Here is a 13,490-nt window from a genome sequence, read left to right on the forward strand (position 1 = left end):
GATGGCTATTTCAGCGCGTTGATCCGCTCCTTCGCGTCTTCGATGCCGCCCGCCTGAGCCCTCTCATACAGTTCGCGCGCCCTCGTAAGATCACCGGGGATTCCGCGTGCGCCCCACGACTGCAGCACGCGGGTGTCGTAGGTCTCGGCAAGCATAAGGGCGGCTCGTGCGCTGCCGCGCTGAAGGGCAAGCTCGAGCAACTGGCGAGCGCCGCTAATGTCGGCTTGCCGAAGCAGCGCGTTTGCGCGGGCAAGCAACCTCTGTTCGTCTACAAGTGAGTGGGAAGCGCCGGTCCCCTGCGCAGGCTTCTCTGACTCCGGAGTGACCTTCGGATTCGGATCTCGCGCGGATGCACGAGAGCTCGACCGCGCGTCGGGGGCCGAAAAATCCGGTGTGGACGAGCTTCCCGAGTGGAAAGTCGTGGCTTGGACAGAAGCCCATTGCGGCAAGCGGCTGATTCCCTCGGTCGTCTGCGAAGTGGACGTGGCTCCGCGAGCGTACCCGACGGTTGGCTCGTGTGAGAGGGACGCTCGGGGCGCATTCAGGGCGGCGAATTGCCGGTCTCGCGCCTCGAGTTCAGTCCTGACGGCGGCCAGCTCGTGGGTAAGGGCGGCAGCCCGATCGCTTTCTTTGACGAGAGCCTGTTTCTGCTCCGCTGCGATGACCCGGCCTGTCTCCGTCGCCTGCAAGATCTCCGCGTACGCGGCGGCGAGACGTGTGGAGCACTCCTCGGCCTGCTTCCGGGCCGAGGCAAGCTCGCTGACCTTAGTAGATACCGGCGCTTGTTCGATCTTCGCGGCCTCAGCGATCCGCGTGGCCTCGGACAGCGCCGCGCGGTTGGTGTCGAGTTCTGCCCGTAGGGAGGTTAGTTGGCGCGCAAGGGCTTCTGCTCCGTCGCGCTGCTGTTTGAGCTCCTGTTCGAGTGCGAGCTTCTGCTTGGCGCCCGCCGCGGCGGTTTTCGCGGCGTCTGCGGCTGCGTTGCGCGCCGTATCGAGTTCCGCCCGGAGAGCCGCAAGTTCACGCGCGAGCGTCGCTGTCTTGTCGCGCTCGCGGTCGAGCATCTGCTTTTGCTCGACCTCTGCCGCAGAGGGACGGTGCAAGGATTCCGAAGCTGCAGCTCGGGCCGTATCGAGTTCCGCCCGGAGAGCCGCAAGTTCACGCGCGAGCGTCGCTGTCTTGTCGCGCTCGCGGTCGAGCATCTGCTTTTGCTCGACCTCTGCCGCAGAGGGGCGGTGCGCGGAGTCCGAAGCTGCAGCTCGGGCCGTATCGAGTTCGGCCCGGAGAGCCGCAAGTTCACGCGCGAGCGTCGCTGCCTTGTCGCGTTCGCTTTCGAGCATCTGCTTTTGCTCGTCCTCTGCCGCGGAGGGGCGGTGCACCGAGTCCGAAGCTGCGGCTCGGGCCGTATCCAGTTCCGCTCGAACAGCCGCAAGTTCACGCGCGAGTGTCTCGGCCCTGCCGCGCTCCCGTTCGATCGCCTGCGCTTGTTTAATCTCCTCGTCGGGGGCTTGAATGGCTTTCGAAACCGAAAGCAGCGCCACGTTGAGTTCCGCCCGGACGAGGGCGAGTTCATGCGCAAGGTTGCTCGATTTGTCTCGCTCCTGTTCGAGCGCATGTGTCTGCCTGATCCCGACCTCGATAGCCTGGACGGCTTCCTTGCCGACCATTCGCGCCGTGTCGAGTTCCGCCCGGAGGGCCGCAACTTCGCGCGCAAGGGGGTCTGTCCGACCGCGCTCTGGGGCAAGCGCCTGGGCTTGCTTGATCCTCACCGTTTCGACGCTTGACGGCACCGCGTCGAGCTGAGCCCGGAGGGTCGAGGCAAGCGTACGTGCAACGGCGTCCGCTTTGTCTCGTTCCGCCTGCCGTGCCAGGGCCTGTTTTCGCTCCGGGGCCGGAGCGGCGTGCACAGGGGTGTCTTGCGCTGCATCCGAGCGTTGAATGAGGGTAAGCCGACCAGCGAGACTGTCGATCGTCTCACCGCCGCGTTCCAAAATCTGCCGATCGAGGGCGATTGTCTCGGCGACCCGCAAGGCCAGCGGGAATTCGTTTTGGATGGCGTAGGGCGCAGCAAGTTTGAGTCCCGTTTCAGTCGGTGCAGCCAAGGCCTGCGTCCGGACTGTGCTTTCACCGCATAGTCCATCCTTCACGGTTCCAGCGAAGAACCATAGAATGCAGGCTCCCACGGCGGCAGATGAGCGCGCGGCGGCTTTGCCGGTCACGCCTGCCCCATCAACAGCGTGTGGCCGCGCCCGCCGATCTGTTGAGGAACGACTATTCGAGGAGCTCTCGCTTTGAAACGGAGCGCCTTGCCGCGTTACCCAACGGGTAGCGGTCGGTGGGACAAGGTCTCTGTTCCTACGATGCGGTCTCAATTGCTTGTGGCTCCATCATGAAATCTCAGACCAGCGTTTATGCATGATTGTTCATGACACAGCCGTCGTCGGCCGTTTGTCGATATCGCAATGGAGGTAGTCACAACGAGGTAGATGCGCCGATCCCGGCAATTAAGTAGATCGCGCCCGCTTTTGTTGAACCATTCTTGACCCGAATATTCGCGCATGACTACGCTGTGGCGCATACTTGAGCCGCCACGTCCCCGCAGATTCAAGGAAACAACATGAACAGATCACTCGTCGTCTTTGCAGGCGCCGCCGCCGTAGGGTTCACGTTGGTGCTGAGCGCCGAAACCAGCGGTTCCGCGCAAATCGGGGCAAATTCCAAAATCAATGCTTCCAAAATCAATGCCAATGCCAAGATGACCGCCGGCGTTCCCCGCACGCACCCACATCGGCTTGCGGTGCAGGTTGACGTCAATGACCCCGCAATCATGAATCTCGCGCTCAATAACGTGGCCAACACCGCTCAGCATTACCGCGAGATGGGCCAAAAGGTTGAGATCGAAGTGGTCGCGTTTGGACCCGGATTGCACATGCTGCGCGACGACACGTCTCCCGTCAAAGCGCGTATCCAGTCCATGAGCGAAACCATGCCGGAGCTCACCTTTTCAGCATGCGGGAATACCCGCGAGAATATGACAAAGGTTGAGGCGAAAGAGATTCCGCTCATCTCGCAGGCGAATCTCACCAAATCCGGCGTAGTCCGGCTCATGGAGCTGCAGGAGCGAGGCTGGAGCTACCTGCGACCGTGATCCATCGGGCGCATAGCCTGGCAGGACGTACCGCTAGGCGAAAAAACGGAGCCAACGATGGCGTCGATGTTCGGAACCGCGCGTAACCAGCCGCCGCAGCCTGCCACGTTGGTGCAAGTCCAGGTTCTGCGCGCGCTCGCCGCCGGGGCCATTGCGTTACACCACGCCCAGTGGGACGCCGAAACCTTGCAATTGCGGAACGGCCATTCGTTCCAGGCCTGGAACCCCATTCCATGGAGCGCGGGAGTCGATATCTTCTTCGTTATCTCGGGTCTGATCATGGTGCACGCGTCGCAGCGGTTGTTCGCGAAACCGGGCGGCGCCCGGCTCTTTCTCACCCGCCGGATCGCTAGAATTGTGCCGCTCTACTGGGCGACGATCACAGTCTACGTCGGAATGGGACTTCTCGCGCCGAGCCTCCTCAATCAGAGCTACATGGAGCCCTGGTTTGTCGCCGCGTCCTACTTGTTCGTTCCGGCTGCTCGGCCCAATGGCGTCGTCCAACCCGTTTATGAACTCGGCTGGACCCTCAACTATGAAATGCTCTTCTATGTACTGTTTGCGGCAGCAATCGTGCTGCCTTTGCGCTGGGCGTCGGCTGCCTTGCTTGCGGTTTTGGCGGCATTGGTGATCGTTGGTCAGCTTGCGGCGCCTCTACCCGAGCCTTTCGCATTCTGGACCAATCCGATCCTTCTCGAGTTCGGCTTCGGCATCATGATCGGGCTCATGTGCGTTTCTGGCATACGGCTCGGTAGCTTGGCCCGAGCGGGGCTCGCGGCGACAGGCCTTGCCGCGCTGTTGCTCGTTGCAGCGTTTCCAAAAGGCGCCGGGGAACTCCCGCGCCTGCTCATCTTCGGTCTTCCCGCTGCCCTCATTGTCGGGGCGGCGGCGCTCACCTCAAGCGGGTCGGGGCGAGTTAGCCTGCTCGCGAAGTGGGGCGTCGCAGCCGGCGATGCGTCCTTCGCCCTTTATCTGCTTCATCCGTTTGTAATCCGAGCGACGCGAGTATTCTTCTGGCAAACCGGATTGTCGGAGCATCTTGGTCCATTGGCCTTTGTCGTGGTGGCGCTGGTGGCCTCCCTCGGCGTAGGCCTCATTAGTTACCGCTGCTTTGAAAAGCCGTTGACGCGTTATACGCGACGCCTTCTAGGCGGCGGTGGAGAGGACAGCCCTCCAGTACGTCCCGCCTTTGTGGCTGCATCCGCCGCCGCTCACTCGGCACGTGGTGGAGCTGACCGTTAGAGAAAAGCCGAAGCAAATCCGATTGAACCAACACCCGCAGAACAATAGTTATCGCGAGATAGCCCAAGTTCGATAGCGCAGGCAGTTGTCAAACGCACGAACACGACGACACGATGGCGCGCTCGATGACCGGCAGGTGACGGACAGGTGCGGGTCGACAACGAGATCAAAATGGCCGCCGGCAATCGGAATGACGTCCAGCTGCGAAAACAGCGAGTCCCACCCAAGATGTGCTGGCAACCCGCGCCGATTGCAAAGGAACAAGGTTCCAGTGATTGGCAAGCGGGGATTGGGTCGCGCCTCATTCCCGGCCTATTTGACGGCTGCGGGCCTACGGAATTCCACAACCGCAAAGAGCAGGCCGGCAGTCACGTTTACGCGCTTGTAGATGTAGATTGCCATTGCCGTGTTCCAAATCACGTTCGTCGCGGCCGTCGCCACGGCCGCGCCTATTGCTCCGAAAACGGCAATGCCGATCGCGCATCCGGCGATGTTGATGGTCGCTCCGATCACCATGATCGTTGCTGCTGCCCGTTCGTGTCCCGTCATCGTCAAGAGGTTCTGTTGCGGACCAGTTGCGGCGGCGAAGATCTGTCCGACGACGAGAATCTGGGCAATTGGAACGGTTGCAACGAACTCCTCTCCAAAAATCCGCAGCAACGGCTCCGTCAGCAACAGGAGCGGCAGGGCAAGCGCGATCGTTCCAGCCAGCGACAGGACCGTTGCTCGAGCAAACAGACTTTGAAGCGCTGCGCCATTCTGGTGCGCGTGGAGCCTGGAGACATTCGGCGAAAAGAACGTTCCCACTGCCATCCGGGGGAGAACGAGAACGAGGGCCAAATTCAAACCCAAGGCGAAAATGCCGGCGGCTTGGGTGTCGCCGATCCAACCCAGGAGCAATACGCCGGCGCGGCTCATGAGGACTTCAACCCCTATCATTACCATGACCGGGACAGCGAGGTGCCACCATTGCTCGGGAGCGTAGGCTGGTTCAGCGGACTGCAGTTGCGGCGGCCAAAGGTTACGCAAGCTCAGCCCGACCATGCCGGCCGTGACAGCAGAACCTGCCATCAGGGCCATCAGTACCGTCGTGGCGCCGATCGACGTGGTGCTGAGCGTCGCGGCGAGCAGGACAAGCGCGATGGTAACGCTGTCGCGAACGAGGCGCTCGGGAGCAATTGCCGAAATGATCCCGCCAAGCGCGCGCAGCGTGGCGGAGCCCAGCACGTACAGCACGATCAACGGGATGGTTGCCATGCCTATCGACAGGCTGACCGTCATCTCGTGCTGAAAATGTGACGCCAGCGACGATACGATCGTGATTCCGAAGAGGGTAATTGCGATCCCGACCAGTAGCGATCGACCGAACGCGTATTGGATGACCCCGCGCATCAACGACCATTGTTCCTTCGCACTATAGGCCGGTACGAATCGCAGCAGAACGGTGTTGAATCCAAGTGTAGCGACATAGCCGAGAAGCGTTATCCAAGCCAAAACGTACGAGTAGATACCATAGTTCGCCGCTCCAATCGTGCGGGCAATTATGAGTTGGGCCAGGCATGTCAGCCCGGCACCGGCAACGTAGACAAGGAAAGACCACAGGCTGGCGCTGGCGAGGCGCTCGGTCAGCTCAGATTGGGGTTGAGTAGTGGCAGTTCTGCTTGTTTCGGGCGCTGCCGGAGCTTGCGTGAACTCGGTGGAGGTCGGGCGGCTCCTTCCGCAGCCGCTGAACCTGGTGGAGACTTCCGCTTCGACAAGGTCGAGAGCCTTGAGCATAAGGCCCGGATCAAGCGAATTGACGCAGATCATCTGCTTGTCTTCGGCCGCCAGCAGCGAACCGACGTAATCCGTAATTGGCTTCGCCCTGAGAAATGTAGGTACATCCGGTTCGAACCATTTCTCCGCGAAAGGCTTCGCGTGTATTCGCTCGTGGAGGCGCTGTTCCAGCAGCTCTTTTGGAGCATCAAATCGGATCAGCAGGTCCGGTTGGTTCCTCATGCCCATTGCGTGCGCGATCGCTTTCTCGTCTGCCCGGCTGAAAAGTGCCAAAGTGCAAATGGCTTGTACGAAACCCTGGTCGAAGAGGACGATGTGATCTCGCTTGTGCGAATCCTGCCATACACAGGAAAGCCGCATGATGTACTGGCTCAGTCTGATCCACCAAATTGGATTCTTGGGCGGCATCAGCCGGAGCAGGTCCCGTGCAAGGCGCAGCGCGCGGGCATTTGCGAAGGGGCGGCACAAGATCCCCACGGTGAGGAAGGCCGCGTGGGCTATGCGCAGCAGCGCTGAAACGAATCCGCCGCTGTTGAGCAAATTGCTGTCAGGATGCGGTAGCGTAAGTACGAGATCGACTGTATATCCACGGTCACGCAGACGCTGAGCGAGCGCTCGACTGAATGTCGTTTTACCTGCGCCCGGCGGCCCGAATGACTCGATAATCATGCGATCCTCAATGGCGCGCGAACCAACTGCGGCGTGCCGGTTTGACCTGTGCGGCGCGGATCCTGTCGTTTGCGGCTCTGGGCTGCGTCCACCAGGTGATCGCTGCTCTTGAGCGCTGGTAGAGCGTGGCCAGAAGCTGGGGAATGAGCAGCAGCTTGATGTGCCAGCCCGGACCGGCGGGTTGTGACGGCTCTGCACGGGTCAAGACTGACGAGAACCGTGTCGTCCGGCCGGGATTGAAATGCTCCGTCTGCGCGAGCTGATGCAGTGCGGCCTGCGCCATCTCCCGACTGGTGCTTCCGCAATGAACCGCGAACAGAACGTGGTCGGCCCAGCCGGTCAGAAGTCTTGCTTCCGGACTTTCTTGCAGCGAGGGTCCATCGATGATCACAAAGTCATAGATTTCGCTCAACTGGCGGAGTAACGGAGAAACCTTGGAATTTGCGAGGAGTAGCAACTGGCTTCCGTCGGATGAAACTGCCGGGAGGTAGTCAATCCCGGATTCCTGGATATGTTGGACCGCGTCCGCAAGTGGGCGGCCGTGCGACAGCACGCTGAGCAGATCGGCGCTCTTGTCTCCGGGGCGGCGGCGAATTTGACCGAAGTCCAGGAGTAGCGTGCGCCATCCGAGTCGCGCGGCGTACAAACCCAGGCTCCACGCAAGTGTAGTCTTTCCCTCTCCGCCGACACTGGAGCTCACAAGTACAATTCGCTGTGATCGCGAAAGGACCGAGTCAGAGGCCAGTATGGACACGAGGATCGAGCGGATCGTTCTCGAATAGGGGCTCGCGGGTTGTTCCAGAACATATTGAGGCGGTTCAGTCGGTCCCGGAGGAATCGCGGGAAGCAATCCGGCGCACGGAATGTGCAGAACGTCAGCGGCCTCAATTTCCGTGTGCAGGGTTCGATCGAAACGATTGAACACGACTGCGAGGAAACATGCCAACAGAGCCAAGGCGATCGCGGCCGGCGGAACGATAAGCAACGGGTGCAACGAGGCAGATCCGTCGGGCGGCGAAGCCGCGGCGAGAAGACTGACGTCTGGTTGCACGATCATGCTCTTCGCGGTTTGCTCCTGCCGTCGCAGCAGCGTTTCGAATTGCTGCGCCAGGGTCGTCACCCGCCATTCCAGCGCGGAGTCTCGCGACGCGGACGCCGGGCTAATACGGGAGGCGTTCAATTGCTCTTCCGCCGTTGCCAGGTCCTGCTGAATCCTCGCAGATTGCGTCGCAAGCGAATTCAGGACTTGCTCCGTATCTCCCTGTCTTTGGCGGACGAGCTCGTCGACATACGATTTTGCAACGATATTGGCGACATCCGCCGCCCGCTGCGGATCGGGTGCCACAAAGGTAACGCTGATGATCTTGGAGCGACGTTCCTGGCCAACCTTCAGACCGCGCTTTAGCGAGGCCAGTGCCTCACCGGGATCTGGTTCGCCGATCATCAACCTCTTGGTCGCGGACCAAGTGTTGCCAAGACCCGCGCGCAGACCTTGCGTCCAGGATCGCGATCCCGCTCTGGCGGCGGGCCGCGCATCGTCGAGCGCGCGAAGCGCCGGGAGAAGCCGTCGTAGGTAGGCGTCGGACAGCAGTACTGTGACGTGCGTATCGATAACGGACTCTTCCGCGCCGGGTGAAGGTGCGGCGGTCGTGCTGGCGGCGCCGGAAGCATCGGCTGCGCCCAATTGCCGGACGTCTACCGTTAGCTGTGCCGTCGCCATGTAGGACGGTTGCATGAGCAGGCCCGCCAGGCCGGCGAGCGCGGCGCCAACGACAGTTGTCCTGACGATGAATTGCCGGTATTTCCGCACGCTATCCAGCATCTGCTTCCACGTCTGCAAGCTGTCGTGTGATGCCAGAGATTGTTCGGTCAGGCGCAGCCCCTGTTCGTTCTGTGCCAGGTCCGGCGAAAGAGCGGTCAGCGGTCGAATTCGTTTGCCTGCCAACGCTTCCATGATCGTCATTCCCTTTACTGCGCGGGCTCGAATACGTCCGCCGATCGAGCCGATCTCTGTTCATCCGTTGCATCGAGCCAGGACTGCAACATCAGGACCGCCCATAAGGTTCGCGAATGATCGCGTCGACCGTCCAGATGATCCAGCCAACAACTCTGGACTCTCGCTGCATCCAGCAGACCCTGGCGGCGAAGACGCGGTTCGGAGAGAAGGTCTGCGGCCCACGAGCGCAGGGGGCCTTTCAACCACGAGCCGATAGGCACGTCGAAACCCTGTTTCGGTCGATCGATCAGACGGGCTGGCAAATAGCGGCCGAGAACCTGCCGCAAGATCCATTTTCCCTGGCCGCGACGCACCTTCACGCTGTTCGGCAGCCGCCAGGAGAACTCCACGACACGATGATCGAGAATTGGGCAGCGCGCTTCCAGGCCCGTCGACATGCTGGCGCGATCGAGCTTCACCAGAATGTCGCCCGGAAGGTAGCCGATCATGTCGCGAACAATGAAGTCGGAGAGAAGATCGTTCAGCGGCGGAACCGTGCTGGAGTCAGTGACCGTCTGCTCCGGTGTCAACTGCAGTTCGGAAAGCAGCATGGTTTTCCGATACATTTCGTCGGCGTCGTTGCCTCTCAAGAACTGCGCCAGGCGGTTGATCCGGTCGCCCTGGATCATCCGCCGCAGGTGGTTTGGAAGGGGAAGGGCGCTGGCGATGTCCTCCCGCAAACCGCGCGCGAGCAACCCAAGGCCCGTTGCCGCCGTTCGCCGAATTGGTCCACTGGAATTGAGGAGGGGGGCAAGACGGCTGGTCAGGAGATGCCTGGAGTAGCCGCCGAAGCATTCGTCGCCGCCGTCGCCGGAAAGAGCCACCGTAACATCGCGGCGTGCGAGACGAGAGAGCAACAACGTCGGAATCTGCGATTCGTCGGCAAACGGCTCGTCCCAAACGCAAGGCAGGTCGGGAATGACTGCTCTGGCGTCGGCGGGAGTGAGCCGGAGTTCGGTGTGGTCGGTGCCGAGGTGACGGGCCACGCCTGCGGCGTTGGCTGCTTCGTCGTAGGTTGGTTCGCCGAACCCGATGGTGAACGTGCGAACCGGCCGCGCGGATTGCGATTGCATCAGGGCGACGACAGTTGAACTGTCGAGCCCACCCGACAGGAACAACCCGACCGGCACGTCGGCGACCATGCGCTCGCCCACGGCCCGGCGGAGCAAATCGTCAAGTTGTGACACGAGTTCGGACTCGTCGGCTGAAGCAGGCGCCTTTCGGCCATTCCTGGCGACGTTGGTCAGCGACCACCAGACATGTGTTCTTGCCCGCAGATGGGCGGTATCCCGTAGAAGGAAAAGTTCGCCGGCGCCGAACGACAGCGTGGTGCCGGGTGGAAGCTTGAACACGTTTCGCCAGATGCAATGCTGATCCGATAACCAGCCCTGAGCGAGAAATTCCGCGATTGCGCGCGAATTGATTTCGGGCTGGAAATCAGGGAAAGCGGCGATCGCCTTTAGCTCCGAAGCAAAGACCGCCGCATTTCGCGTTATGGCAACGTAAAGCGGCTTCTTTCCCATACGATCGCGGGCGAGATGGAGCATACGGCTCTTGCGGTCCCACAGACCAATCGCAAACATTCCGTTGCTGCGGCTCAAGGCTGCATCAAGCCCCCATCTCTCAATCATGGCCAGCAGCACCTCGGTGTCGCTGCTGCCGGTGAAGCGTTGGCCGAGGCTCTCAAGCTCCCTGCGGAGCGACAAATGGTTGTAGATCTCGCCATTGAATGTGATGACGAACCGGCCGCTTTCGGAAAGCATCGGCTGCCGGCCCGCATCCGTGAGATCGACAATAGCGAGCCGGCGATGCCCGAGCGCGATCCCGGCGTCGCGATCCCACCAGAGACCTTCACCATCGGGGCCGCGATGACGCAAGCGTGCCGTCATCTCCCGGATCGAATCCAGGTCCACGGACCGAGACGTGTTCGGCGCCTGAAGTATCCCGGCTATCCCGCACATGGTTCAGACTCCGATGCGTGCGGTGAGGGTTGGCGCGACGAGCCGAGGATCAGGCCAACAGCCAGCGCGAACCAGACGATTGGGTGACGCAAGACAAAATGGCTTATGCTGAAAATGGCGAGCGCAGCCATCAATGCGGCCTGGGCGTCGAGCTTCGCTCGTAGCGCGAGGATGAAAATGCCGGCGAGAAGACCGCAAACGGCAATCACTGCGAGGAGACCGCCTTGCGTAAAAGTGTCAAGCAGCGTGCTATGGGCTTCGAAAGGAGCTGGAAGCGCCCTATGATTGACGACATTCGGCTTCTCGAGGTGTGGGCCTGGCCCGAGGCCGAGCGATCCGGATTCCAGCCCGCGATGCAGCGCATCTTGCCAGAGCTGCAGTCGTAGGGAAGCGGTGCGCTGAGTCCCTTCGCCGCCGCGATCCTTGGTCAAGCTGATGGCCAGACTTTCAACGTCGTCGGCGGTCGCCAAAATGTACGGCGCCAACGAGAGCGACAGAGGAACGGCGGCGATGACAACGAAGACAGCCACCGCAAATCGCAGACCGGATCTGTGTTCGGACGAGGTCAACCAGGTCCGAATACGCAGCACAAGAAAGAGCGCGAAGGCGGTCACCATCGCAACAAGAAATGTATCGCTCTTGGTCAGTCGACCGACGAAGAAGGAAAGTAGGCAACTGAAGGATCCGGCGATGCGGCCAAATCCCCTGGCCGAGAGAGCCAGACCGAGCGACAGCGGCGTAAAAACGGCGCAGTAGAGTGCCACTTGATTGGGATTCTCTGCCCAGCCCCGAAATCGATCCCAGAACCATGGGTCAACCGACGGCAGGCTGATGAAGCCCCAACCCATGGCGAGCTGAAGCGCCAAGGCGATGTTCCAGAACGCAAGCAGAAACCACTCGGTCTGGCGTAGGGAGCCGTCGGCTCGCATGGTCGCGGCGATGAGAAAAGTGATGGCTGCCATCAATAGGTAGGCAAATGCGTCATGCAACATCGAGTCGAGGTCGAGCTCCCGCTGCAGAAAGGCGAGGCAGGTTCCGACGCTCAAGGCGAAGGCAAAGCATGCCCAGAATGCGATGATCTGGAGCATGGCTCTCGGGTTGCAGATGCGGCCGGAAACGACGAGGCGCAACGAGGCGAGGGCGAGCCACAAGACGAGGCAGACCTCGCCAACGCCCAGCGGCACAGCCGGGAGCCGCAGCTGCGAAGCTGTGGTAAGCACGATGCCAAAGGCGAAGAGCGCGTTGCCAATCATGATGCGTTTCTGCTGTGCAAACTGGCCGCTCGGTGCTGACGGTCGTGGTGGGACGACCCGGTCCGCTCGCCGCAAGAGTTCCCGCCGGAAAGCAGTTGCCGGTAAAGATCGACGTAACGCTCGGTCACGACATTCAAGTCGAACTCACGGCCGACGAACTCGATGGAACGGCTTCCCATCGCTCTCGCGCGGTCAGGATCCTGGAGCAGATCAAGAATGGCCGCGGCAAGCGCGGGCGGGTCGCGTTGAGGCACGAGATGTCCATTCCAGTTCTCTATCACGACGTCGTCGCAGCCCGGCACGCGCGTCGCGACAATGGGCACGCCGGCTAGACCTGCTTCCAGCAAGACGCGGGGAATGCCTTCGCGATATTCAGTAGGGCAGGCAAAGACATCCGCGAGGCCGAGCAGCGCGGGAACGTCGCTTCGCGCGCCGAGCGCGATCACGTAGGGTGCGTGTCGATCAATCAAGGCCCGATCCACGGCAAAGGGACCCTCGCTCTCCCTTGGACCGACCAGCAGGAAGCGAACGCCAGGCCGGGCGGCATGGACGATCGCGGCCGCTTCGAGAAGTGCGGGTATGCCCTTCTGCACGGTCAGGCGGCTCACTGTGAGCACGACTTCGCTATCGCCGAGGCCGAGTTCGGCTCGAAGTTTCGCAATGGGCAGCGCCCGGAGCTGTGCGACTTCGAAGGCACCGACATCGATTCCCGAGCTTCCGATCAGTACGGCCTGGCTGTTGCCGAGCAGGTGGTAGCGGTGGAAGAAGCGGCTATCGGCTTTGTTCTGAAATACGGTCGCAGTCGTCCAGCAGGCAGCCAGCCGCTGCAACGCCAGGTAGACCGGCCTCAGCGTCAGCGCTTTCAGGTGCGCGGAGGAAAATACCCAACCCATCCCGTTGATGGTGCGCACAACGGGAACGGCACCTCGGATGGCAAGCGGCGCAAACAGGTTTGGTTTGGTATCGAACGTCTGAACAATGTCGGGTCGAATGTCCTGCACAAGATTCGACAGTTGGCCGATGGCCAGGCGATCGGAAATCCGGGCGCCAAATCGATCGAATTCGTAAGCATGGTACTCTATGCCACTTGCCGAAAATGGAGACGCAGTACCTGTGCCGGCAGCACTCACCCGTATTCCGCGGCTCCGCAGAGCTGACAGGAACGGGATCCGCAGCGCATGATCCTCACCCCCCACGCAGAGCACGTGTAATGTCATGTTAGCCCCTTCGGCCAGTCCACTATGCAACACCGCCGGGCCGCGAAATCGGGTACAACTGGCTTGCGTCTTTCCCGACTAAACGCGAACGGAAAGATAATTTACGGGACGATCAGAACGTGTCTCCATTCGTTCGAATGAGAACGAGTTGAATGTTCCTGGCGACCGCGAGCCGATAGCTCGCCCCGTCGCTGCCGAGAATTGTTTTGGAGCTTGTCAGCGTCAGTTATG

8 protein-coding genes are annotated in these 13,490 nt (G+C 61.2%); 2 read left to right on the forward strand and 6 right to left on the reverse strand.

Features of this window, described 5'->3' with window-relative positions:
* Window positions 1-5: 5 nt before the first annotated feature.
* Window positions 6-2,099 carry a hypothetical protein gene (locus BLS26_RS30925; RefSeq protein ID WP_157676631.1) on the reverse strand — a complete coding sequence of 698 codons (2,094 nt, stop codon included), beginning with the start codon at window positions 2,097-2,099 and terminating at the stop codon, window positions 6-8.
* Between the two features lie 515 nt (window positions 2,100-2,614).
* Between BLS26_RS30925 and BLS26_RS30930 the strand changes: the two genes are divergently transcribed.
* Together BLS26_RS30930 and BLS26_RS30935 are read left to right on the forward strand one after the other, a co-directional pair.
* Window positions 2,615-3,145: a DsrE family protein gene (locus BLS26_RS30930; protein ID WP_092516264.1), complete on the forward strand. Its 531-nt coding sequence runs from the start codon at window positions 2,615-2,617 to the stop codon at window positions 3,143-3,145.
* Between the two features lie 57 nt (window positions 3,146-3,202).
* Window positions 3,203-4,387 carry an acyltransferase gene (locus BLS26_RS30935; protein ID WP_092516265.1) on the forward strand — a complete coding sequence of 395 codons (1,185 nt, stop codon included), beginning with the start codon at window positions 3,203-3,205 and terminating at the stop codon, window positions 4,385-4,387.
* 312 nt (window positions 4,388-4,699) lie between these two features.
* Here the strand turns inward: BLS26_RS30935 and BLS26_RS30940 are convergent, their stop codons facing one another.
* From BLS26_RS30940 to BLS26_RS30960, 5 genes are read right to left on the reverse strand one after another with little or no spacing between them, the layout of a single operon-like run.
* A complete protein-coding gene (locus tag BLS26_RS30940; RefSeq protein WP_092516266.1) occupies window positions 4,700-6,832 on the reverse strand; it encodes a polysaccharide biosynthesis C-terminal domain-containing protein in 2,133 nt (710 codons plus the stop codon).
* A gap of 7 nt (window positions 6,833-6,839) precedes the next feature.
* A complete protein-coding gene (locus BLS26_RS30945) occupies window positions 6,840-8,795 on the reverse strand; it encodes a tyrosine-protein kinase domain-containing protein (RefSeq protein ID WP_092516267.1) in 1,956 nt (651 codons plus the stop codon).
* 5 nt (window positions 8,796-8,800) lie between these two features.
* Complete coding sequence (gene asnB / locus BLS26_RS30950; RefSeq protein ID WP_092516268.1) at window positions 8,801-10,789, reverse strand: asparagine synthase (glutamine-hydrolyzing); 1,989 nt, start codon at window positions 10,787-10,789, stop codon at window positions 8,801-8,803.
* On the reverse strand, window positions 10,777-12,042 hold the full coding sequence (locus tag BLS26_RS30955; RefSeq protein ID WP_092516269.1) for an O-antigen ligase: 1,266 nt from the start codon (window positions 12,040-12,042) through the stop codon (window positions 10,777-10,779). The genes asnB and BLS26_RS30955 overlap by 13 nt, the downstream gene beginning before the upstream one ends.
* Window positions 12,039-13,259 (reverse strand): glycosyltransferase, encoded by a 1,221-nt coding sequence (locus tag BLS26_RS30960; RefSeq protein WP_092516270.1) that lies wholly within the window; start codon window positions 13,257-13,259, stop codon window positions 12,039-12,041. Before BLS26_RS30960 ends, BLS26_RS30955 begins: the two co-directional genes overlap by 4 nt.
* Window positions 13,260-13,490: the final 231 nt, after the last annotated feature.

Source organism: Afipia sp. GAS231 (assembly GCF_900103365.1).
Lineage (GTDB): Bacteria > Pseudomonadota > Alphaproteobacteria > Rhizobiales > Xanthobacteraceae > Bradyrhizobium.